Below are 26910 nucleotides of genomic sequence, written 5' to 3' on the forward strand. Positions count from 1 at the left end.
CATCGGCAAACCGGTGGCGAATACCCAGTTCTATTTGCTGGATGAGCATGGACAACCCGTTCCGCTGGGCGTCCCGGGGGAGATCTACATCGGTGGTGCCGGGGTCGCTCGCGGTTATCTCAATCGTGATGACCTGACGGCTGAGCGCTTCCTCAACGATCCATTCAGCAGCGCGCCAAACGCCCGCATGTACAGGACCGGCGACTTGGGTCGCTACCTGCCGGACGGCAACATCGAATACCTGGGCCGCAACGACGATCAGGTGAAGATTCGTGGTTTCCGCATTGAACTGGGTGAAATCGAAGCCAAACTTGCCCAGCATCCGAGCCTCAAGGAAACCGTCGTCCTGGCTCGCGAGGACGTACCGGGCGACAAACGCCTGGTGGCCTATTTCACCCAGCATTCGCCAGACGAAGTGGTGGACATCGAGACCTTGCGCACGCACCTGCAAGCGCAACTGCCGGCCTACATGGTACCGGTGGCCTACGTTCGCCTCGATGCGTTGCCGTTGACACCGAACGGCAAGCTGGACCGCAAAGCGCTGCCGGCCCCAGACCTCGATGCACTGATCACCCGCGGCTATGAAGCCCCGCAAGGCGAAACCGAAACCACCCTGGCGCAAATCTGGCAAGACCTGCTGGGTCTGGAACAAGTCGGCCGCCACGATCACTTCTTCGAATTGGGCGGCCATTCCCTGTTGGCGGTCACCTTGATCGAGCGCATGCGCCAGGTCGGTTTGAGTGCCGATGTGCGCGTACTGTTTGGCCAGCCAACCCTCGCCGCACTGGCGGCAGCTGTGGGGGGCGGCAGCGAAATCGTAGTGCCGGCCAATGGCATCCCGCTCGACTGCACGCGAATCACGCCGGACATGCTGACGCTGACTCACCTCGACCAGCACGCGATCGACCGCATCGTGGCGACGGTGCCGGGTGGCGCACGCAACGTGCAAGAGATTTACCCGGTGGCACCGTTGCAGGAAGGCATCCTCTACCACCACTTGTCGGCCGAGCAAGGCGACCCCTATCTGTTACAAACCCTGTTTGCCCTGCAAAGCCGGCAACGGCTCGACGACTTCGTCCAGGCCTTGCAGAGCGTCATCGACCGCCATGACATCTTGCGCACCGCGATCCTTTGGGAGGGTCTCGATGAACCTCAACAAGTGGTCTGGCGTGAAGCGCAGTTGGGCCTCGAACAGTTCGTGCCAGACCCGCACGCCGGTGAGATCGTCCAACAGCTTCACAACCGCTTTGATGCCCGGTACTACAGCCTGGACATGACCCAGGCACCGCTGATGCGCCTGGCATTTGCCGAAGACAAGCCCAACCAGCGCTGGATCGCGATGCTGTTGTTCCATCACATCGCCCTCGATCATGCGGCGCTGAAAGTGGTGCAGCAGGAGATGCAGGCGCATCTGCTGGGGCAGGTCGATGGGCTGGACGTCCCGGTACCGTATCGTAACTACGTGGCCCAGGCGCGTTTGGGGGTGAACCTTGAGGAGCAGGAAGGATTCTTCCGCGAGATGCTCGGTGACGTCGACGAACCCACGCTGCCGTTTGGCCTGCAACAGGTGCAGGGCGATGGCCACGACATCGAGCTAGCCAGCCTGGTGCTCGATGGCGACTTGAGTGGCCGTCTGCGTCGTCTGGCGCGCCAGTCGGGCGTGGGCGCGGCGAGCCTGCATCACCTGGCCTGGGCGCACGTGCTGGGGCAAGTGTCCGGCAAGCAGGATGTGGTGTTCGGCACGGTGCTGATGGGCCGCATGCAAGGCGGCCAGGGGGCTGACCGGGCATTGGGCATGTTCATCAATACCCTGCCGCTGCGTGTGAACCTTGGCGAACAAAGCGTCAAGGCCGGCGTCAAGGCGGTTCATGGCCGCCTGACTGCGCTGTTGGGGCATGAGCATGCGTCGCTGGCGTTGGCCCAACGCTGCAGCGGCGTGGTCGCGCCACTGCCGCTGTTCAGCGCCTTGTTGAACTACCGCAATTCCAGTGAACAGGCCGATGCAGCGCAAACCCTGGCGGCCTGGCATGGCATTGAGACCTTGGGGGGTGAAGCACGCACCAACTACCCCTTGACGATGTGTGTGGACGACTTGGGTGAAGACTTCATGCTGAGCGCCCTGGTGGTACAAGGAATAGGTGCAGAGCGCATCTGCGCCTACATGCACACCGCGCTCGAAAGCCTGGTGCAGGCGCTCGAGCAAGCCCCACAAACGCCGCTCAATCGCCTGGAAATTCTCCCGGACAAGGAACGCAACCAGCTGCTGGTGGATTTCAACGCCACAAAGCGGCCTTATCCGCAGGACCAGACCGTCCTGGCGCTGTTCGAGGCCCAGGCGGCGCACCTGCCGCAGGCGATTGCGGTGGTGCATGGGCAGCATCAGGTGAGTTACGGGGAACTGAACGAGCGAGCGAATCGCCTGGCCCATTACCTGCTCGGACTGGGTGTGCAGCCGGACGACTGTGTCGCGATCCTGTTGCCGCGTTCGATCGACCTGCTCACCAGTCAATTGGCGATCCTCAAGTGCGCGGCGGCCTATGTGCCGCTGGATCGCAACGCTTCGCTGGAGCGCCAGGGCTTCATGCTGGAGGATTGCCAGGCGAAGTTTTTACTGACCTTCAGTTCCGAGGCCGTACCGGAAGGCACGCCTCGCGTCGACTTGGACACGCTGGATACGCAGGGCTCGTTCCCTAATCCGGCGCTCGAGCAGTCCAGCGAATCAATTGCCTACATCATGTACACCTCGGGCTCCACTGGGCAGCCCAAAGGCGTCCTGGTGCCCCATCGGGCGATCAACCGTCTGGTGATCAACAACGGCTACGCCGATTTCAATGCGCACGACCGGATCGCCTTTGCGTCCAACCCGGCGTTCGACGCCAGCACCATGGATGTCTGGGGCGCGCTGCTCAATGGCGGTCAGGTGGTGGTGATCGACCATGAAACGCTGCTTGAGCCGTCACGGTTTGCCCAGGTGCTGGGCGATGCGGGCGTCACGGTGCTGTTCGTGACCACGGCGATTTTCAACCAGTACGTGCAACTGATTCCCCAGGCCATTGGCGGCTTGCGGATTCTGTTGTGCGGCGGTGAACGTGCCGACGTGGCGTCCTTCCAACGGTTGTTGAGCCTGGCTCCGGGTTTGCGCCTGGTGCATTGCTACGGTCCGACCGAAACCACCACCTACGCCACCACCCTGGAAGTGAAGGCCGTGGCCGCGGACGCGCAAAGCGTGCCCATTGGCGGACCAATCTCCAACACCCAGGTTTATGTGCTCGATGCGCGGCAGCAATTGGCGCCGTTGGGTGTGGTTGGCGAGATTTACATCGGCGGCCAGGGCGTGGCGAAGGGTTACCTGAACCGAGCGGACCTGACGGCGGAGAAATTCATCGCCAATCCATTCAGCCATGAACCCGGCGCGTTGCTGTATCGAACCGGTGACCTGGGTCGCTGGTTGCCGGAGGGCAGCCTGGAGTGCCTGGGCCGTAACGACGATCAGGTCAAGGTCCGCGGTTTCCGCATCGAACTGGGCGAGATCGAGGCCAAGCTCGTCGCCTGTGACGGCGTGAAAGATGCGGTTGTGCTGGTGCGGGCCGACGAGCCGGGCGAGAAACGCCTGGTGGCCTATGTCATTGCACAACCTCAGGTCACGCTGAGCGTTGCCGCCTTGCGCGAGCAACTGTCCGCCACCCTGGCCAACTACATGGTGCCCGCCGCGTTCGTCATGCTGCCGGCTTTCCCCTTGACGCTGAACGGCAAGGTGGACCGCAAAGCCTTGCCGGTGCCCCAGGCCGAGGCGTATGCCAGCCAGGCCTACGAGGTGCCCCAGGGTGAGATCGAACAGACGCTGGCCGGCATGTGGGCCGAGCTGTTGAAGGTGGAGCGGGTCGGCCGTCACGACAACTTCTTTGAGCTGGGCGGCCATTCGCTGCTGGCTGTCACCTTGATCGAGCGCATGCGTCAGGCAGATTTGAGCGCCGACGTGCGTGTGCTGTTCAGCCAGCCAACCCTGGCCGCGCTGGCGGCGGCCATCGGCAGCGGCAGGGAAGTCAGCGTCCCGGCGAACCTGATTGCGCCGGGCACCGAGCGGATCACACCGGCCATGCTCACGCTGATCGATCTTGACCAGGAGGCGGTTGACCGAGTCGTGGCGACAGTGCCTGGCGGAGCACGGAATGTGCAGGACATCTATCCGCTGGCGCCGTTGCAGGATGGCATTCTCTATCACCACCTGGCCGCCGAGCAGGGCGATCCCTATGTGTTGAAGACCCTGTTCGATCTGCGGAATCGTGACCGGCTGATGGCGTTCGTGGACGCGCTGCAGCACGTCATCGATCGCCATGACATCCTGCGCACCAGTGTGGTGTGGCAAGGATTCGACGCGCCGATCCAAGTGGTGTGGCGCGAGGCGCAGCTGCACCTCGAAGAAGTCAGCCTTGACAGCAGAGCAGGCGATATCGCGGCGCAGTTGCAGAGCCGCTTCGACCCACAACACTACCGCCTCGATATCACCCAGGCACCGCTGATGCGCCTGGTCTTCGCGCAGGACGCGGTCAACCAGCGTTGGGTGGCGGTGTTGTTGTTTCACCATATGGCCCTCGACCACACGGCGCTGGAGGTGGTGCAGCAGGAAATGCAGGCGCACCTGCTGGGCCAGGCCGCTCAATTGGGCGAGTCGGTGCCGTATCGCAACTACGTGGCGCAGGCCCGTTTGGGCGTGAGTCAACAGGAGCATGAAGGGTTCTTCCGCGAGATGCTCGGCGATGTCGACGAACCGACCCTGCCGTTCGGCCTGCAGGATGTCAGCGGTGACGGGCAGGCGATCGAGCAAGCCAGGCAAGTGGTCGAGGCGACGTTGAGCCTGCGTCTGCGAGCCCAGGCGCGGCAGCTCGGGGTGAGTGCCGCCAGCCTGGTCCACCTGGCCTGGGCACAGGTGCTGGGCCGTGTGTCGGGCAAGGACGATGTGGTGTTCGGTACTATCCTGCTGGGCCGTATGCAGGGCGGCGACGGCGCCGATCGGGCCCTGGGGATGTTCATCAACACCTTGCCATTGCGGGTGGATATCAGTACCCAAGGCGTGCGTGACGGCGTGAAAGCCACCCATGCTCGCCTGACCGGGTTGTTGGGCCATGAGCATGCCTCGCTGGCCCTGGCCCAGCGCTGCAGCGGCGTGGTTGCGCCGCTGCCGTTGTTCAGCGCGTTGCTCAATTATCGCCACAGCGCCAGCGCAGCGGCGGTCGTCTCCAGCGAAACCCTCACTGCCTGGGAAGGCATCGAACTGCTGAGCAACGAGGAGCGTACGAACTACCCGCTGACGCTCTCAGTGGACGACCTGGGCGAAGGTTTCATGCTGAGCGCCCTGGTCGCACAGGGAATAGGCGCAGAGCGCATCTGCGTCTACATGCACACTGCGCTTGAGAGCCTGGTGCAAGCGCTTGAGCAAGCCCCACAAACGCCGCTCAATCGCCTGGAAATTCTCCCGGACAAGGAACGCAACCAGCTGCTGGTGGATTTCAACGCCACAAAGCGGCCTTATCCGCAGGACCAGACCGTCCTGGCGCTGTTCGAGGCCCAGGCGGCGCACCTGCCGCAGGCGATTGCGGTGGTGCATGGGCAGCATCAGGTGAGTTACGGGGAACTGAACGAGCGAGCGAATCGCCTGGCCCATTACCTGCTCGGACTGGGTGTGCAGCCGGACGACTGTGTCGCGATCCTGTTGCCGCGTTCGATCGACCTGCTCACCAGTCAATTGGCGATCCTCAAGTGCGCGGCGGCCTATGTGCCGCTGGATCGCAACGCTTCGCTGGAGCGCCAGGGCTTCATGCTGGAGGATTGCCAGGCGAAGTTTTTACTGACCTTCAGTTCCGAGGCCGTACCGGAAGGCACGCCTCGCGTCGACTTGGACACGCTGGATACGCAGGGCTCGTTCCCTAATCCGGCGCTCGAGCAGTCCAGCGAATCAATTGCCTACATCATGTACACCTCGGGCTCCACTGGGCAGCCCAAAGGCGTCCTGGTGCCCCATCGGGCGATCAACCGTCTGGTGATCAACAACGGCTACGCCGATTTCAATGCGCACGACCGGATCGCCTTTGCGTCCAACCCGGCGTTCGACGCCAGCACCATGGATGTCTGGGGCGCGCTGCTCAATGGCGGTCAGGTGGTGGTGATCGACCATGAAACGCTGCTTGAGCCGTCACGGTTTGCCCAGGTGCTGGGCGATGCGGGCGTCACGGTGCTGTTCGTGACCACGGCGATTTTCAACCAGTACGTGCAACTGATTCCCCAGGCCATTGGCGGCTTGCGGATTCTGTTGTGCGGCGGTGAACGTGCCGACGTGGCGTCCTTCCAACGGTTGTTGAGCCTGGCTCCGGGTTTGCGCCTGGTGCATTGCTACGGTCCGACCGAAACCACCACCTACGCCACCACCCTGGAAGTGAAGGCCGTGGCCGCGGACGCGCAAAGCGTGCCCATTGGCGGACCAATCTCCAACACCCAGGTTTATGTGCTCGATGCGCGGCAGCAATTGGCGCCGTTGGGTGTGGTTGGCGAGATTTACATCGGCGGCCAGGGCGTGGCGAAGGGTTACCTGAACCGAGCGGACCTGACGGCGGAGAAATTCATCGCCAATCCATTCAGCCATGAACCCGGCGCGTTGCTGTATCGAACCGGTGACCTGGGTCGCTGGTTGCCGGAGGGCAGCCTGGAGTGCCTGGGCCGTAACGACGATCAGGTCAAGGTCCGCGGTTTCCGCATCGAACTGGGCGAGATCGAGGCCAAGCTCGTCGCCTGTGACGGCGTGAAAGATGCGGTTGTGCTGGTGCGGGCCGACGAGCCGGGCGAGAAACGCCTGGTGGCCTATGTCATTGCACAACCTCAGGTCACGCTGAGCGTTGCCGCCTTGCGCGAGCAACTGTCCGCCACCCTGGCCAACTACATGGTGCCCGCCGCGTTCGTCATGCTGCCGGCTTTCCCCTTGACGCTGAACGGCAAGGTGGACCGCAAAGCCTTGCCGGTGCCCCAGGCCGAGGCGTATGCCAGCCAGGCCTACGAGGTGCCCCAGGGTGAGATCGAACAGACGCTGGCCGGCATGTGGGCCGAGCTGTTGAAGGTGGAGCGGGTCGGCCGTCACGACAACTTCTTTGAGCTGGGCGGCCATTCGCTGCTGGCGGTCACACTGATCGAACGCATGCGTCAGGCCGGCTTGAGTGCCGACGTGCGCGTGCTGTTCGGCCAGCCGACACTGGCCGCGCTAGCGGCGGCCATCGGCAGCGGCAGGGAAGTCAGTGTGCCTGCGAACTTGATTGCGCCGGGCTCTGAGCGAATCACACCGGCCATGCTCACGCTGATCGAGCTTGACCAGGTGGCGATTGATCGAGTCGTGGCGACAGTGCCGGGTGGAGCACGGAATGTGCAGGACATCTATCCGCTGGCGCCGTTGCAGGAAGGCATTCTCTATCACCATTTGGCCGCCGAGCAGGGCGATCCCTATGTGTTGCAGATGCAGTTCGCCTTCGACAACCGTGAACGCCTCGATGCCTTCGTCGGGGCGCTGCAAGTGGTGATCGATCGCCACGACATCCTGCGCACCAGTGTGGTCTGGGAAGGCCTGGACGAACCGATGCAAGTGGTCTGGCGCCAGGCTGTGCTGGAACCGCAATGCATTGTTCCAGACGCCACGGCCGGCGATATCGCCACGCAATTGGCCTCCCGGTTCGGTGCGCGGCACTATCGCCTCGACCTGGGCCAGGCACCGCTGCTGCACCTCGCGTATGCGCGGGACGAGGCCCAGGATCGCTGGGTCGCGATCCTGCTGTTCCATCACATGGCGCTGGACCATACCGCCATGGACGTGATGCAGCAGGAGATGCAACTGCACCTGCTGGGACAGGACGAGCAGTTGGGCGAAGCAATGCCTTATCGCAACTACGTGGCCCAGGCCTGCATGGGCGCGAGCGAAGAGGAACACGAAGCGTTTTTCCGCGAAATGCTCGGCGACATCGATGAGCCGACGCTGCCCTTTGGTTTGCAGGATGTGCAAGGCGATGGCCGCGGGATCGAAGAAGATCACCAAGACGTCGACGCCGACTTGAGTCGCCGGGTGCGAGCCCAGGCGCGTCAGCTCGGTGTGAGCGCGGCGAGTGTGTATCACCTGGTCTGGGCGCATGTGCTGGGCCGGGTATCGGGTCGCGAAGACGTTGTATTCGGCACGGTTTTCATGGGCCGGATGCAGGGCGGCGAAGGGGCCGACCGTGCGCTGGGGATGTTCATCAATACCTTGCCATTGCGGGTGAATGTGGGGCAAACCGCTGTCCGTGCCGGAGTGAAAGCGACCCATGCACGACTGACGGCCTTGCTCGGCCACGAGCATGCCTCGCTGGTGCTGGCGCAACGTTGCAGCGGCGTAGAGGCGCCGACGCCCTTGTTCAGTGCCTTGCTCAACTACCGGCACACCGGCGTGATCACCTCCAGCGAGGCGCTGTCGGCCTGGGACGGCATGCAGGTGCTCGGTGCCGAAGAACGGACCAACTACCCGCTGACGTTGTCGGTGGATGACCAGGGCGAGGGGTTCAGCTTCACCGTCATGACCCCGGCGCGCATCGGTGCGCAGCGCCTGTCCGGGTATGTGCAGCAGACCTTGGAGGCGCTGATCCAGATGCTGGAGCAGACACCAGGGGCGCCGTTGAATCAGCTGTCGATCCTGCCGGCCTCGGAGCGCGAGCAATTGTTGGTGGCGTTCAACGCCACGCAGGCGGATTACCCGCAGGCGCAGACCGTCCACGGATTGTTCGAAGAGCAGGTGCAACGCACGCCGGAGGCCGTTGCGGTGATTCGTGATGGGCAGCGTCTGAGCTATCGCCAGTTGAATGAACGAGCTAATCGGTTGGCGCATTACCTGCGCAAGCAGGGCGTACAACCCGATTCACGGGTGGCGATCTGCGTCGAACGCGGCATCGACATGGTCGTGGGTCTGCTGGCAATTCTGAAGGCTGGTGGTGGTTATGTACCGCTGGATCCGGCTTATCCGCTGGACCGTATCGCCTACATGCTTGAAGACAGCGCTCCGGCGGCGGTGTTGGCTCAGGCGGCGACCCTTGAACTGCTGGCAGAAGCCTCGATGCCTGTGATCAATCTCGACAGCGGCCTGTGGCAGGACGAGTCCGTCCAGAATCCGGAGATTGCTGGGCTGACCTCGTCGCATCTGGCCTACGTGATCTACACCTCGGGTTCGACCGGTCTGCCTAAAGGCGTGATGATCGAGCACCGGAACACGGTGAATTTCCTGACCTGGGCGCATCGTTCGTTTGACGCCGAAACGCTGTCGAAAACTCTGTTCTCGACCTCGTTGAACTTCGATCTGGCGGTCTACGAGTGCTTTGCGCCGTTGACGTGCGGCGGCAGCATCGAAGTCGTCACTAATGTGCTGGAACTGCAACAGGGCGCGCACGACATCACGCTGATCAACACCGTACCTTCGGCGCTCAAGGCGTTGCTGGAATCCGGTGGGCTGGGGGAGGGCGTCGACACGGTCAACGTCGCGGGTGAAGCACTCAAGCGCAGCCTGGTGGAAGCCTTGTTCGAACAGACCCAGGTCAAACGCCTGTGCAACCTCTACGGTCCTTCGGAAACCACGACTTACTCCAGCTGGGTATCGATGGCCCGGGAAGACGGTTTTGCCGCGCACATCGGCAAACCGGTCGCCAACACCCAGTTCTACTTGTTGGATGAACACAAACAACCGGTGCCATTGGGTGTGCCGGGCGAAATCTACATCGGCGGTGCAGGCGTGGCTCGCGGCTACCTCAACCGCGACGACCTGACCGCCGAGCGCTTCCTCAAGGATCCGTTCAGTCCCACCGCGAATACCCGCATGTACAAGACAGGCGACTTGGGCCGCTACCTGCCAGACGGCAACATCGAATACCTGGGCCGCAACGACGACCAGGTGAAGATTCGCGGTTTCCGCATCGAGCTGGGCGAGATCGAAGCCAAGCTCGCCCAGCACCCAAGTCTCAAGGAAACCGTGATCCTGGCTCGCGAAGATGTACCGGGTGACAAGCGCTTGGTCGCCTATTTCACCCAACACTCGCCAGACGAAACGGTCGACATCGAAGCCCTGCGCACGCACCTGCAAGCGCAACTGCCGGCCTACATGGTGCCAGCCGCTTATGTGCGCCTCGATGCGTTGCCACTGACCCCCAACGGCAAACTCGACCGCAAGGCGCTGCCGTTTCCGGACCTCGACGCGCTGATCACCCGCGGCTACGAAGCCCCACAAGGCGAAGTCGAAACCACCCTGGCGCAGATCTGGCAGGATTTGCTCAAGGTCGAACGGGTGGGGCGTCATGACCATTTCTTCGAACTGGGCGGGCATTCGCTGCTGGCGGTGAAACTGATCGAACGCATGCGCCACGCCGGGTTGAGTGCTGATGTTCGAGAGTTGTTCGGCCAACCGACACTGGCGGCCCTGGCCGCTGCGGTCGGCGGACACACGGAAGTCGTGGTGCCGGTCAATCGTATTGCGTTGGATTGCCAACGGATCACGCCGGACATGTTGCCGCTGGCGACCCTGAGCCAGGACGAGATCGACCGCGTGTTGGCAATGGTCCCGGGTGGCATAGGCAATGTGCAGGACATCTACGCCTTGGCGCCGTTGCAGGAGGGGATTTTGTATCACCACCTGGCGGCCGCCCAGGGCGATCCCTATCTTCAATACGTGATGTTCGCATTCGACAGCTTCACGCGACTGGACCATTTCACCCAGGCGCTGCAGGCCGTCGTCGCGCGGCACGACATTCTGCGCACCGGCATGCTCTGGGAAGGCCTGGCCGAGCCCATGCAGGTGGTCTGGCGTGAGGCGCGCCTGACGGTCGAGCCGGTCGAGCTGGACCTGGCGGCGGGCGATGTGACCACGCAGCTGCATCAGCGTTTCGACCCCAGGCACTATCGCCTGGACGTCCGCCAGGCGCCGCTGATGCGGGTCGCTTATGCACAAGATCCGGCGAACCAACGCTGGGTGGGCATCCTGCTGTTCCATCACCTGGTGGACGACGCCACGTCGCTGGCGGTGCTGTCCGCCGAGATCGAAGCGCACCTGCTCGGCCAGGCGGATCGCTTGCCGGCATCGGTGCCGTACCGCAACTACGTGGCCCAGGCACGGTTGGGTGTGAGCCGCGAGGCCCATGAAAAGTTCTTCCGCGACATGCTCGGCGACGTCGACGAGCCGACATTGCCCTTCGGTTTGCAGGATGTGCATGGCGATGGCAGCGGTATCGAGGAAGTTCGCCAGGACGTCGAGGCCGACCTGAGTCGCCGGTTGCGGACCCAGGCCCGTCAGCTCGGCGTGAGCGCGGCGAGCTTGTATCACCTGGTCTGGGCGCAAGTGCTGGGCAAGGTGTCGGGCAAAGACGATGTGGTGTTCGGCACCGTGCTGGTCGGGCGGATGCAGGGCGGCGAGGGCTCCGACCGCGCCCTGGGCATGTTCATCAATACGCTGCCGTTGCGGGTGAGCCTGGGGCAAACCACTGCTGGTGCCGGGGTGAAAGCGACCCATGCCCGACTGACCGCGTTGCTGGGCCACGAGCACGCCTCGCTGGTGCTGGCGCAACGCTGCAGCGGCGTGGAGGCGCCGACGCCCTTGTTCAGTGCCTTGCTCAACTACCGTCACACCGGCGCGATCTCCTCCACCGAGGCGCTGTCGGCCTGGGACGGTATGCAGGTGCTCAGTGGTGAAGAACGGACCAACTACCCGCTGACATTGGCGGTGGACGACCAGGGCGAGGGATTCAGCCTCAGTGTCATGACCCCAGCGGGTATTGGTGCGCAGCGGATTTGCGGCTATGTGCGGCAGGCGCTGGAAAATCTGATCGAGATGCTCGAACAGGCCCCGCAAGCGCCGCTGCACCAATTGTCGATCCTGCCGCCAGGCGAGCGCCTCAAACTGCTGGCCGAGTTCAATACCCACGCAGCCGACGGTCCACAGGAACAACAGGCCATTCAGGCGCTGTTCGAGGCGCAGGTACAGCGCACCCCGGACGACCTGGCGGTGCTGGGGGGTGAGCAACGGTTGAGCTATCGCCAACTTAATGAACGGGCCAACCGTCTGGCCCATTACCTGCGCAAGCAGGGCGTGGCGCCGGATTCGCGGGTGGCGATCTGCGTCGAGCGCAGCGTTGACATGGTGGTCGGGCTGCTGGCGGTGCTCAAGGCGGGCGGGGGCTATGTGCCGTTGGACCCTGCATATCCGGCGGAGCGCATTGCGTTCATGCTGCAAGACAGCGCGCCGGTTGCGGTGCTGACGCAGGCAGGCACCCGGGTGCTCCTGTCACAGGCACAGGTGCCGCTGATCGATCTGGATGCCGGCCCGTGGCAAGACGAGCCGGATCACAACCCGCATGTGACGGGCCTGACACCGGCCCATCTCGCCTATGTGATCTACACCTCCGGTTCCACCGGGCTGCCCAAAGGGGTGATGGTCGAGCGGCGTGGACTGGGCAACCTGCTGGACTGGTACCTCGATGACCTGGCGTTCCATGCCGGTGACGCGGTGCTCCTGGCGTCCTCCTATAACTTCGACCTGACCCAGAAGAACATCCTGGCGCCGCTGATGGTCGGTGCCGCGCTGCACCTGGCCGAAGAACCCTTCAACCCCCGTGCCATCGTCGCCCAGATCGCCGACGCCGGGATTACCCACCTCAACATGTCGCCCAGCGCTTTCCATGCGCTGGTGGACGCCGACGATCAGCAGGCACTGGCTTGCCTGCAACGGGTGGTCCTGGGCGGTGAGCCGATCCAGGTCGGTATGCTGGAGAAACTGCCGCAGCCACGGCCGGCGGTGATCAACAGCTACGGGCCGACCGAGTGCAGTGACGTGGTTGCCTGGTACACGGCCGACAGCGACCTTGAGACCTACCGGCACCAGTCGATCCCGATTGGCCGGCCGATCCGCAACATGCAATTGCATGTGCTGGACACTCACGGGCAGTTGGTGCCGGTGGGCGTGCCCGGTGAGATCCATATCGGCGGTGTCGGTGTGGCCCGCGGTTACCTCAACCTGCCGCAGCTCAGTGCCGAACGCTTCATCGCCGACCCGTTCTACGGCAAGGCCGACGCGCGCCTGTACAAGACCGGCGACATCGGTCGCTGGCTGCCTGACGGCACCCTGCAGTACCTGGGACGCAATGACGATCAGGTGAAGATCCGTGGGTTCCGCATCGAACTGGGCGAGATCGAAGCCAAGCTCGCCCAGCACGAAGCGGTGAAGGAGGCTGCGGTGCTGGTCCGTGAAGACGTACCGGGGGAAAAACGCCTGGTGGCCTATTTCACCCAATACGCACCGGACGAAGCGGCGGACATCGAAGCGCTGCGTACCTGCCTGCAGGCACAACTGCCGGCCTTCATGGTGCCGGTGGCCTATGTACGCCTCGACACCATGCCGTTGACACCCAACGGCAAGCTCAACCGCAAGGTGCTGCCGGCACCGGACCTGGAGGCTTTCATCACCCGGGGCTACGAAGCCCCCATCGGCGAAACCGAAATCACACTGGCCCAGTTGTGGGCTGAAGTGCTCAACGTAGAGCGCGTTGGCCGTCACGATCACTTCTTTGGACTGGGTGGGCATTCCTTGCTTGCCGTCAGCCTGATGGAGCGGATGCGCCAAGAGGGTATGGAAGCGGATGTGCGGACGTTGTTCGAGCAGCCCACGCTCTCGGAATACGCGGCAATGACAGAAAAAATGGAGATTGTCCTGTGAGTGTGATCGAACTGTTGGCGACACTAAAAGAAAAAGACGTACAGCTTTCAGTCAAGGGCGATCAGCTCGTGGTACGGGGCCGCAAACAGTCTCTGAGCGAGCCGGCGGTGCTGGCCTTGCTGCGCGAGCACAAGGCCGCGCTGATCGCGTTGATCCAGGCCGGCGAATACGAGGGAGGCAAGGCCGGCGAAGTCGACACCCCTGCCAGCGTCATTCCCGTCGGCTGCGCGCAGATCACGTCGGACATGCTGCCGCTGGTGACGCTCGATCAGCCGGCCATCGACCGCATCGTTGCGACGGTGCCGGGCGGTGCTGCGAATGTGCAGGATATCTACCCGCTGGCACCGTTGCAGGAGGGTATTCTCTATCACCACCTGATCGCCACCGAGGGCGATCCGTATGTTTTGCAGGCTCATTTCAGCATCACCCGGCGTGAACGCCTGAGCGATTTCATCGATGCCTTGCAAAGTGTGATCGATCGGCACGACATCCTGCGCACCGCCATCATCCGCGAGGGGTTGGAAGAGTCGGTCCAGGTGGTCTGGCGTGAGGCTCGACTGGGCGTCAAGGATATCAGCGCCGACCTCGCCGAGGGCGACGTCCTGGCGCAACTGCAGGCGCGCTTCGATCCCCGGCACTATCGGCTGGACGTCAGCCAGGCGCCGTTGCTGTTGCTGGTGGTTGCCCAAGACACCGCGAACCAGCGCTGGGTCGCCATGCTGCTGTTCCACCACATGGCCCTCGACCATGAGGCGCTGAGCGTTGTACAGAACGAAATGCAGGCCTATCTGATGGGGCAGGCCGGGCAACTGCGGCCCGCGGTGCCTTATCGTAATTACGTGGCCCGGACCCGGCAGGCCGGCCAGCGGCAGTCCGATGAGGCGTTCTTCAGCAAAATGCTGGGCGATGTCGACGAGCCGACCTTGCCTTTCGGCCACCAGGATGTGCTGGGTGACGGCATCGCCATCGAAGAGGGCCATCAAGCGCTGACGCCAGACCTCAGTCGCCGTCTGCGCGCCCAGGCTCGGCAACTCGGTGTCAGCGCGGCGAGCGTTTTTCACCTGGCCTGGGCCCAGGTGCTGGGCTGCGTATCGGGTCGCGAAGACGTGGTGTTCGGCACGGTGATGCTGGGGCGCATGCAGGCCGGTGAAAGCATGAGCCGGGCACTGGGCATGTTCATCAATACCTTGCCGTTGCGGGTGGGCGTGGGCGCGCAAAGCGTGCGCGATGGAGTGAAGGACACCCATGTCTGGTTGAGTGCCTTGCTCAGCCATGAGTACGCCTCCCTGGCCCTGGCCCAACGTTGCAGCGGCGTGGTGGCACCGGCGCCGCTGTTCAGCGCGCTGCTGAACTATCGACACAGCGCCGGCGCGGCCCAGGCTCTCCCGCCGGAAGCCAGCCTGGCCTGGGAGGGGATCGAAAGCCTGGGCGCGCAGGAACGCACCAATTTTCCGCTGTCCCTGTCGGTAGACGACCTGGGCGACGATTTCAGCCTGTCGGTGCTGGCCGTGCCGCAGATTGGCGCGCAGCGGGTTTGCGTGTACATGAACATTGCGTTGGAACAGCTGGTGGCGGCGCTGGAAACCTCGCCGCGGAGCCCATTGAACAGTCTGTCGATACTGCCACCGGCCGAACGCAGGCAATTGCTCGAAACCTGGAATATGACAGACGCGGCGTATGCACTCGACGCGCTGATCCATCGGCGGTTCGAAGCCCAGGCCAGCGAGCAGCCCGAGGCGGTTGCGCTGGAGCACGACGACCAGACACTGACCTACGGCGAACTCAACGCTCGGGCGAATCAGGTTTCACACCGCCTGCTGGCCTTGGGCGTCCGGCCGAATGATCGGGTGGCGATCTGTGTCGAGCGTAGCCTGGAAATGATCGTCGGCTTGTTGGGCATCCTGAAATCCGGTGCGGGGTATGTCCCCATAGACCCGGCTTACCCGGCGGAACGTATTGCCTACCTGCTGCGGGACAGCGCCCCGGTGGCGGTACTGGCACAGACCCGTACCCATCCCCTGTTGGGCGACGTCTCGCTGCCTGTCGTTGATCTCGATGGCGACGACTGGCAGGGCGAATCCGTCTCCAACCCCCAGGTGCAGGGGCTTGACGCCCAGCACTTGGCCTATGTGATCTACACCTCCGGATCGACCGGTCTGCCCAAAGGGGTGATGGTCGAGCATCGCAATCTCAACAATCTGGTGGATTGGCATTGTCAGGCCTTCGCAGTGGGACGTGGCAGCCGTACCTCCAGTGTCGCCGGCTTCGGTTTCGATGCGGCGGCCTGGGAAGTCTGGCCCGCACTCTGCGCGGGCGCCACGTTGTTGCTGCCTCCGGCGCATGCCGGTAGCGAGGATGTCGATGCGCTGCTCGACTGGTGGCAGGCCCAGGCGCTGGATGTGTGTTTCCTGCCCACGCCCATTGCCGAGTACGCATTGGGTCGAAACCTGGGTCACGATCGGTTGCGCAAGCTGCTGATCGGTGGCGATCGCCTGCGCAAGCTGCCGGCCGATCTGCCCTTCGATGTGATCAACAACTACGGCCCGACGGAAACGACCGTGGTCGCCACCTCGGGCCGGATCGACGCTTCGCAGCCGGTGTTGCATATCGGCAGACCGGTGGCCAACACGCGGGTGTATCTGCTGGATGCACAATTGCGACCGGTTCCGGTCGGGGTGGCCGGTGAGCTGTACATCGGTGGCGCGGGGGTTGCGCGGGGCTATTTGAACCGGCCGGAGTTGACCGCCGAGCGTTTCGTGAAGGATCCGTTCAGCCTTGTGCAAAATGCCAGGATGTACCGTACCGGCGATCTGGGACGCTATTTGCCGGACGGTAACATCGACTACCTGGGGCGTAACGATGGTCAACTGAAAATCAGGGGCCTGCGCATTGAGCTGGGTGAAATAGAATCCAGGCTGGGTGCTTGCGCCGGCGTTCGTCAGGCCGTGGTCATTGCGCTGGGAGAGGCGGCGGATGACCAACGCCTGGTGGCCTACTACACGGTGCACGACGCCGCCGACCAGACGCTCGCGCCTGAGAGTCTGCAAGCGCAGTTGCAGGTGCATTTGCCCAAGCACATGGTGCCGTCGGCCTACGTGCGTCTCGACAGGTTGCCGCTGACCCCGAACGGTAAACTCGACCGCAAGGCCCTGCCGGCACCGGACCACCATGCGTTGATCACCCGCGGTTATGAAGCCCCTCGGAGTGAGACCGAAATCACCCTGGCGCATATCTGGCAAGGCCTGCTCAAGGTTGAACGGGTTGGCCGTCATGACCACTTCTTCGAACTGGGCGGCCACTCATTGCTCGCCGTCAACCTGATCGAGCAAATGCGTCAGGTCGGCTTGAGCGCGGATGTGCGTGTGCTGTTCGGCCAGCCGACCCTCGCGGCACTTGCCGCGGCGGTGGGCAGTGGCAACGAAGTCCTGGTGCCCGCCAACGGGATCACGCCGCGCTGCGAACGGATCACCCCGCAGATGTTGCCGCTGGCGACGCTCAGCCAGGATGCCATCGACCGCATCGTGGCGAGCGTGCCGGGCGGTGCGCCGAACATACAGGACATCTACGCGCTGGCACCGCTGCAGGAAGGCATTCTCTACCACCACATGTCGACCCCGCAGGGAGATCCCTACGGATTGCAGGCGCTGTTCGCCTTCCAGAGCGAGGCACGCCTCGACGCGTTCGCGCAGGCGCTGCAAAGCGTGATCGATCGTCACGATATCCTGCGCACGTCGGTGTTGTGGGAGGGGTTGGAGCAGCCGGTGCAGGTGGTCTGGCGCAAGGCGGTATTGAGCGTCGAACAGATCGCCCTCAATGCCGGAGACGGTGATGCGGTGACCCAACTGCATGCTCGTTTCGACGCCCGTTATCATCGCCTCGATATTCGCCAGGCCCCGCTGATGTGCTTGCGCTTTGCCCATGACCCGGCCAACCAGCGCTGGGTGGCGATACTGTTGTTCCATCACATCGCCCTCGACCACACGGCCCTGGAGGTCGTGCAACAGGAGATGCAGGCGTTCCTGCTCGGGCAAGCCGATGCCTTGCCCGACGCGATGCCGTACCGCAACTACGTGGCACAGGCGCGCCTGGGTGTCAGCCAGGAAGAGCACGAGGCTTTTTTCCGCGAGATGCTGGGCGATGTCGACGAACCCACGCTGCCATTGGGCTTGCAGCAGATGCAGGGCGACGGTCGCGGTGTCGAGGAAGCGCGGCTGCAGGTGGACGCCGGTTTGAGTCGTCGCCTGCGGGCCCAGGCGCGGCAGTTGGGCGTGAGTGCCGCCAGCCTTCACCATTTGGCCTGGGCACAGGTACTCGGACGCTTGTCCGGGCGTGACAATGTGGTGTTTGGCAGCGTACTGATGGGCCGGATGCAGGGCGGCGAGGGCGCCGACCGTGCCCTGGGCATGTTCATCAACACCCTGCCATTGCGGATCGACCTGGATGAGCCGGACGTGCGCGTCGGGGTCAAGGCCACCCATGCACGCTTGAGCGCGCTGCTCGGCCACGAACACGCCTCGTTGGCCCTGGCCCAACGTTGCAGCGGCGTGGTTGCGCCGCTGCCGTTGTTCAGCGCCTTGCTCAACTATCGGCACAGCGCTGCCGGCGTGGCTTCAGCCGAGGCCACGGCCGCCTGGCAGGGAATGGAAAACCTCAGCGGCGAAGAGCGCACCAACTACCCGTTGACCCTGTCTGTGGACGACCTGGGCGAAGGTTTCAGTTTGGATGCCCAGGTATTGCAAGGGATGGGGGCGACCCGCATCTGCGGCTACATGCACACGGCACTTGAACACCTGGTCCTGGCACTGGAGCACGCCTCACGGACGCCGCTCAACCGTCTGGAGATCCTGCCGGAAGCCGAGCGCGAGCAGTTGCTGGTGGATTTCAACGCCACCCGGCGCCCTTATCCGCAGGACAGGACCGTTCATGGGGTGTTCGAAGCGCAGGTGTTGGCCCGGCCGCAGGCCATCGCCGCCGTGCATGCTTCGCAACGCCTGACCTACGGTGAACTCAATGCCAAAGCCAATCGCCTGGCCCGTCATCTGATCGATCGGGGCGTACAACCGGGCGATTGCGTGGCGATTGCGCTGGAACGCTCGATTGAGCTGTTGGTCAGCCAGTTGGCAATTCTCAAATGTGCCGCCGTCTATGTCCCGCTGGATGTCAGCGCGCCTCTGGAACGTCAGCAGTTCATGGTGCAGGACAGCGGGGCGCAGGTCGTGTTGACGTTGAGCACGGCGGTAGCGCCTGACAGCTTGCAACGGGTGGATCTGGATACGGCGGTCTTCAATGAAGTCGCCGATAACCTCGACCTGGCGCAAAGCAGCGAATCGGTGGCCTACCTCATGTTCACCTCCGGTTCCACCGGCACGCCAAAAGGCGTGTTGGTACCGCATCGCGCGGTCAACCGGCTGGTGATCAACAACGGTTACGCGGATTTCAACGAGCACGACCGAGTGGCCTTTGCCTCCAATCCGGCCTTCGACGCCAGCACCCTGGACGTCTGGGCGCCGTTGCTCAACGGCGGTTGCGTGGTGGTGGTCGAACAGGACGTATTACTGACCCAAGAGCGTTTCCGCGCACTGCTGCTTGAGCAATCGGTCAGTGTGTTGTGGATGACCGCCGGTCTGTTCCACCAATACGCCAGCGGCCTGATGGACGTATTCGGACAGCTGCGCTATTTGATCGTCGGCGGCGATGTGCTCGACCCGGCGGTGATCGCTCGGGTGCTGAGCGAAGGCGCCCCGGCTCACTTGCTCAACGGCTACGGGCCGACCGAAGCGACCACCTTCACCACCACCCACGAAATCAAAGCCGTGGGCGAGGGCGGGATCCCGATTGGCCGTCCGGTTGGCAACAGCCGGGTCTACATACTGGATGCCCACCGGCAGCCGGTGCCGGCCGGCGTGGCGGGCGAGCTGTACATCGGTGGCGATGGCGTGGCGAAAGGGTATCTGAACCGTCCCGAGCTGACCGCCGAGAAGTTCGTCACCGACCCGTTCAATGCCGAGCCCGACGCCGTGCTGTACCGCACCGGCGACCTGGCGCGCTGGCGGGCGGATGGGGTGGTGGAGTACCTGGGCCGTAACGACGACCAGGTGAAGATCCGCGGTTTCCGTATCGAACTGGGCGAGATCGAAGTCCGCCTTGGCCAATGCGCGGGCGTGAAAGACGCCGTGGTGCTGGCGCGCCAGGACGAAACGGGGCCCAAGCGCCTGGTGGGGTATGTCATCCCTGAAGACGGCATCACCTTGTCGGCGCAGGTGTTGCGCGCCGAGCTGGTGGCCGCGTTGGCTGACTACATGGTGCCGAGTGCTTTCGTGGTATTGCCATCCTTCCCGCTGACCGCCAACGGCAAACTGGATCGTCGCGCATTGCCGGAACCGGACGCCGACGCCTATGCCAGCCGTGAATACGAAGCCCCGCAGGGCGAGGTCGAACAGACCCTGGCGCAACTGTGGGCCGAACTGCTCAAGGTCGAACGGGTGGGGCGCCACGACCATTTCTTTGAACTGGGTGGGCATTCGTTATTGGCGATGAGCTTGATCGAGCGCATGCGCCAGGTCGACCTGTCGGTGGACGTGCGGGTGCTGTTCAGCCAGCCGACGCTACGCGCCCTGGCCGCCGCGGTCGGTGGGTATCGTGAGGTGGTGGTGCCGGCCAATGCGATCGTCGAGGGTTGCCAGCGCATCACGCCTGACCTGTTGCCGTTGGCAGTACTGAGCCAGGAGGCGATCGATCGGATCGTGGCGAGTGTGCCGGGCGGCGTGGGCAATGTGCAGGACATCTACCCGCTGGCCCCTTTGCAGGAAGGCGTTCTGTATCACCATCTGACGGCGGAAAAAGGCGATCCGTATGTGTTGCAGACGGTGTTCGGTTTTGAGCGCCGCGCACGCTTGGATGAGTTCATCCAGGCGTTGCAGCAGGTGATCGACCGCCACGACATTCTCAGGACCTCGATCGTCTGGGAGGGCCTCGAGGATCCTATGCAGGTCGTGTGGCGTCGGGCGCAGCTCATGATTGATGAGCAAGTACCGGAGCCGAACGGCGCAGATGTCATTACGCAGCTGTACGAACGTTTCGATGCCCGGCATTACCGGCTGGATTTGCGTCAGGCCCCGTTGCTGCGCCTGGCCATCGCCGAGGATGCCGCCAACCAGCGTTGGATCGCGATGCTGCTGTTCCATCATATGGTGCTGGACCATACCGGCCTGGAAGTGCTGGACCGCGAAATGCAGGCCCATATGCTCGGCAAGGCGCACCAGTTGGGCGCTGCGGTGCCTTACCGCAACTATGTGGCCCAGGCCCGCCTGGGGGTAAGCCAGCAGGAGCATGAAGTGTTTTTCCGCGAGATGCTCGGCGACATCGACGAGCCGACGCTGCCGTTCGGCCTGCAGAATGTGCAGGGTGATGGTAACGGTGTGGAGGAGGTCAGGCTGGTGGTGGCGGCCGGTTTGTGTCGTCGTCTGCGCGAACAAGCCCGACAGTTGGGTGTCGGCGCGGCGAGCGTGATGCACCTGGCCTGGGCGCGGGTGTTGGGGCATGTCAGCGCTCGCGACGACGTCGTCTTCGGCACGGTGCTTCTGGGCCGGCTGCAAGGCGGCGAGGGCGCCGACCGCGCCTTGGGGATGTTCATCAACACCCTGCCATTGCGGGTGAGCCTGGGTGAGCAGGGCGTGGTGGAAGGCGTGCGGTCCACGCACAAGCGGCTTACCGGGCTGCTCGGCCACGAACATGCCTCGCTGGCGCTGGCCCAGCGTTGCAGCGGCGTCGTAGCACCGACTCCACTGTTCAGCTCGATGCTCAACTACCGCCATTGCGGGCTCGAGGCCACTGCGCAGACGGTCTCGGCATGGGAGGGCATCGAGACGCTCGGAGGCGAAGAACGCACCAATTATCCCCTGGCCTTGAGCGTGGATGATGAGGGCGAGGGTTTCAGCCTGGTGGTGCAGGCGCTGGTCGGGACCGGTGCGCGGCGTATCGGCGAATACGTGCAGGCCACGCTCGAAAGCCTGGTCACCGCACTGGAGCAGGCACCGCATACGCCACTGCATGCCCTCACCAGTCTGCCGGCGGCCGAACGCCGGCATCTGCTGGAAACGTTCAATGCCACGGCGGTCGACTATCCGCAGGGCCTGACCTTGCACGGCCTGTTCGAGGCGCGGGTCGCGGCCAGCCCGGACGCGGTCGCCGTGGTCTCCGGCGAGGCGCAACTGAGTTATGCGCAACTCAATGGTCGGGCCAACCAGATTGCCCATCGCCTGCTGGAACTGGGCATTCGCCCGGACGACCGCGTGGCGATCTGCGCCGATCGCAGCCTGGACATGGTCGCGGGCTTGCTGGGCATTCTCAAGGCCGGCGCGGCGTATGTGCCGCTGGATCCGGATTATCCCCGCGAGCGCCTGGCCTACATGCTGGAAAACAGCGCGCCGCTGGTGGTGCTGACCCAGCGTGCCTTGCAGGCCAGTCTGCCGGCTACGCAGGCGCGGACCCTGCTGCTGGATGAGGCGGACGGTTTCTCGACGCAGCCCACCGACAATCCGCAGGTCGAGGGCCTGCATGCCCATCACTTGGCCTATGTCATCTACACTTCGGGCTCCACCGGCATGCCCAAGGGCGTGATGAACGAACACGGAGGGGTGGTCAACCGGCTGCTGTGGATGCAGGACGAATACGGTTTGAGCGCCGCGGACGCGGTGCTGCAAAAGACCCCGTTCAGCTTCGACGTGTCGGTGTGGGAATTCTTCTGGCCGCTGTTCAGCGGCGCGCGGTTGGTGATGGCCCGTCCTGGAGGGCATCGCGACCCGGCGTACCTGCGCGAAGTGATCCATGCCCAAGGCATCACCACGTTGCACTTCGTGCCGTCGATGCTCGATGTGTTCCTGGCCCATGGCGAGGCAGATCAATGCGAAGGCTTGGTGCGGGTGATGTGCAGCGGCGAGGCGTTGCCGGGGCATCTGGTGCGGCGCTTCAAGGCGCAACTGCCGCAGACCGGCCTGTACAACCTGTACGGCCCGACCGAAGCGGCGGTGGACGTGACGGCGTGGGACTGCATGGGTGCAGACACCCCGGACAGCACACCGATCGGCAAGCCGATTGCCAACACGCGGATCTACCTGCTCGATGACCATCAACAACCGGCGCCCCTGGGCGTGGCCGGGGAGATTTACATCGGCGGGGTGCAGGTGGCGCGGGGTTACCTGAACCGTCCGGAATTGACCGTCGAGCGTTTCCTGCGGGATCCGTTCAGCGACTTGGTGAATGCCCGGATGTACCGCACCGGCGACTTGGGTCGTTATCTGCCGGATGGCAACATCGACTACCTGGGGCGCAACGATGACCAGGTGAAGATCCGTGGTTTCCGCATCGAATTGGGCGAGATCGAAGCGCGGCTGGCGCAACACGAGGCGGTGAAGGAAGCCGTGGTGCTGGCCCGTGAAGACGTACCAGGCGAGAAACGCCTGGTGGCCTATTTCACCACGCACTCAGTGGATGAAATGGCGGATATCGAGGCCCTGCGTACCCATCTGCTAGGGCAACTGCCGGAGTACATGGTGCCGAGCGCCTACGTGCGGCTCGATGCACTGCCGCTGACGCCCAACGGCAAGCTTGACCGCAAGGCACTGCCGGCACCGGATCATTCAGCGGTGATCGCTCGTGAGTACGAGGCCCCGCAGGGTGAAGTGGAAGCCAGCATTGCCCGCATTTGGGAGGACTTGCTCAAGCTCGAACAGGTCGGTCGCCATGACCATTTCTTTGAGCTGGGCGGGCACTCGCTGCTGGCGGTCAAAATGATCGAACGCATGCGCCAGATCGACCTGAGCGTCGATGTGCGGGTCTTGTTCGGTCAGCCCACGTTGGTCGCGTTGGCCGCCGCCGTCGGGGGCTACCGGGAAGTCGTCGTGCCGGCCAACGGTGTCCCGGCGGGGTGCACGCGCATCACGCCGCAGATGCTGCCGCTGGCTGATCTGTCGCAAGAGGAGATCGAGCGGATTGTCGCGGCGGTGCCGGGCGGCGTGAGCAACGTCCAGGATATCTATGCCCTGGCGCCGCTGCAGGAAGGGATTCTGTATCACCACCTCACCGCCGCCGAAGGCGACCCCTATCTGCAGCAGGTGATATTCGGTTTCGACAGTTTCACCCGCCTGGAAGATTTCGCCCACGCGTTGCAAGCCGTCATTACCCGGCACGATATCCTGCGTACCGGCGTGCTCTGGGAGGGGCTGTCCGAGCCCATGCAAGTGGTCTGGCGTGACGCACCCCTGAGTTTCGAGTCGGTTGCGCTGGATCCGGCCCAGGGCGATATCGCCACGCAGTTGCACCAGCGTTTCGACCCCAGGTTCTACCGCCTGGACATTCGCCAGGCGCCGATGATGCGGATTGTCTATGCACAAGACCCGGCGAACCAACGCTGGGTGGGCATATTGTTGTTTCACCATCTGGTGGACGATGTCACGTCACTGGCGGTGCTGTCCGTGGAAATCGAGGCGCACATGCTCGGCCAGGCGCAGCGACTGTCGGCGTCGGTGCCGTACCGCAATTACGTGGCCCAGGCGCGCTTGGGCGTGAGCCGTGAGGAGCACGAAACCTTCTTTTGCGACATGCTCGGCGACATCGACGAGCCGACGTTGCCGTTCGAGTTGCAGGATGTGCAAGGCGATGGCAGCGGCCTGGAGGAAGTTCGCCAGGATGTCGGGGCCGATCTGAGTCGCCGGCTGCGGGCCCAGGCCCGTCAGCTCGGGGTGAGCGCGGCGAGCTTGTATCACCTGGTTTGGGCGCAAGTCCTGGGCAAGGTGTCGGGCAAGGACGATGTCGTGTTCGGCACGGTGCTGGTGGGCCGGATGCAGGGCGGCGAGGGTGCCGACCGTGCGCTGGGGATGTTCATCAATACCTTGCCATTGCGCGTAGGCCTGGGGGCGCAAGGTGTGCGCGCCGGGGTCAAGACGACCCATGCCCGCCTGACCGCGTTGCTGGGTCATGAACACGCCTCCTTGGCGCTGGCGCAACGTTGCAGTGGCGTGCAGGCGCCGACGCCGCTGTTCAGTGCCTTGCTCAACTACCGCCACACCGCCACGACGGTGTCGAACGAGACATTGTCAGCCTGGAACGGTATCCAGGTGCTGGGTGGCGAAGAACGGACCAACTACCCGCTGATGTTGTCGGTGGACGACCAGGGCGAAGCGTTCAGCTTTACCGTCATGACCCCGGCGCGCATTGGTGCGCAGCGGCTTTGTGGTTATGTGCAACACACGTTGGAAAACCTGGTCGGCATGCTCGAACAGACGCCGGACCGGCCATTGCAGCACCTGTCGATCCTGCCGGCCTTGGAACGTGAGCAGCTGTTGGTGACGTTCAACGCCACCGAGGCGGACTATCCGCAGCAGCAAACGATTCATGGCCTGTTCGAAGAACAAGTCCAGCGTATGCCGGATGCGGTGGCGGTGATCCGGGGTGAGCAGAGCCTGAGCTATGGGGAACTGAACGAGCGGGCCAACCGTTTGGCCCATTACCTGCGCAAGCAGGGCGTGCGGCCGGATTCACGGGTGGCGATCTGTGTCGAGCGCGGCATCGACATGGTCGTGGGGCTGCTGGCGATTCTCAAGGCCGGCGGCGGTTATGTGCCGCTGGATCCGGCGTATCCGCTGGACCGCATCGCCTACATGCTGGACGACAGTGCGCCGGCGGCGGTGTTGGCGCAGACGGCGACCCTTGGGTTGCTGGCAGCAGCCTCGATGCCAGTGATCGATTTGGACAGCGGCGATTGGCAGGACGAATCCGTCCAGAATCCCGAGGTGGCTGAGCTGACGTCCTCGCACCTGGCTTATGTCATCTACACCTCGGGTTCGACCGGTCTGCCCAAGGGCGTGATGATCGAACACCGCAACACGGTGAACTTCCTGACCTGGGCCCATCGTTCATTCGATGACGCCACGTTGTCGAAAACCCTGTTCTCGACGTCGTTGAACTTCGACCTGGCGGTCTACGAGTGCTTCGCGCCGCTGACGTCGGGCGGCAGCATCGAAGTGGTCACTAATGTGCTGGAACTGCAACAGGGCGAGCACGACATCACGCTGATCAACACCGTGCCCTCGGCGCTCAAGGCCTTGCTGGAATCTGGCGGTGTAGGCGAGGGCGTCGATACGGTCAATGTGGCCGGTGAAGCGCTCAAGCGCAGCCTGGTGGAGGCCTTGTTCGAGCAGACTCAGGTCAAGCGCCTGTGCAACCTCTACGGCCCTTCGGAAACCACGACCTATTCAAGCTGGGTGTCGATGGCCCGCGAGGATGGGTTTGCCGCACACATCGGCAAACCGGTGGCGAATACCCAGTTCTATCTGCTGGATGAGCACAAACAACCCGTGCCGCTGGGCGTGCCGGGCGAAATCTACATCGGTGGTGCCGGGGTGGCGCGGGGTTATTTGAACCGCGATGACCTGACGGCTGAACGCTTCCTCAAGGACCCGTTCAGCACGGCTCCAAACGCGCGCATGTATCGCACTGGCGACCTGGGACGGTATCTGCCGGACGGCAACATCGAGTACCTGGGCCGCAATGACGATCAGGTGAAGATCCGCGGTTTCCGCATCGAGCTGGGCGAGATCGAAGCCAAGCTCGCCCAGTCTCAAAACATAAAGGAAACCGTGGTCCTGGCCCGTGAAGACGAGCCAGGTGACAAGCGCCTGGTGGCCTATTTCACCCAACACTTGCCGGACGAAGCGGTAGAGATCGAAGCCCTGCGCACGCACCTGCAAGCGCAACTACCGGCCTACATGGTGCCCGCTGCCTACGTGCGCCTGGATGCGTTGCCACTGACGCCGAACGGCAAGCTCGACCGCAAGGCGCTACCGGCCCCCGACAGCAATGCGTACACCACGCGTCTGTATGAAGCTCCCGTGGGCGATATGGAGATCAAACTTGCAGCGCTGTGGGCGGAGTTGCTCAAGGTCGAACGGGTAGGGCGGCATGACCACTTCTTCGAACTGGGTGGTCACTCGTTGCTCGCCGTGACGCTGATCGAACGCATGCGCAAGGACGACATGGAGGCCGATATCCGTGTGCTGTTCGGCCAGCCCACCCTGGCCCTGGTGGCTGCCGCCGTGGGCGAGGTACGGCATATCGATGTGCCAATGACGAAAATTCCCGCGCTCACGCGCAAACGCAGTATCTGA

The 26910-nt window shown here is 63.6% G+C and carries 2 protein-coding genes; both read left to right on the forward strand.

The annotated features are described in order from the left end of the window. Positions 1-13747 (forward strand): non-ribosomal peptide synthetase (locus J4E63_RS31455; RefSeq protein WP_207284213.1); only part of this gene is annotated, 13747 nt, incomplete at its 5' end. Further along, positions 13744-26910 carry a non-ribosomal peptide synthetase gene (locus J4E63_RS31460; RefSeq protein ID WP_207284214.1) on the forward strand — a complete coding sequence of 4389 codons (13167 nt, stop codon included), beginning with the start codon at positions 13744-13746 and terminating at the stop codon, positions 26908-26910. The genes J4E63_RS31455 and J4E63_RS31460, both read left to right, overlap by 4 nt.

The sequence above is a fragment of the Pseudomonas sp. FW300-N2F2 genome, from assembly GCF_017351655.1.
Classification (GTDB): domain Bacteria; phylum Pseudomonadota; class Gammaproteobacteria; order Pseudomonadales; family Pseudomonadaceae; genus Aquipseudomonas; species Aquipseudomonas fluorescens_AA.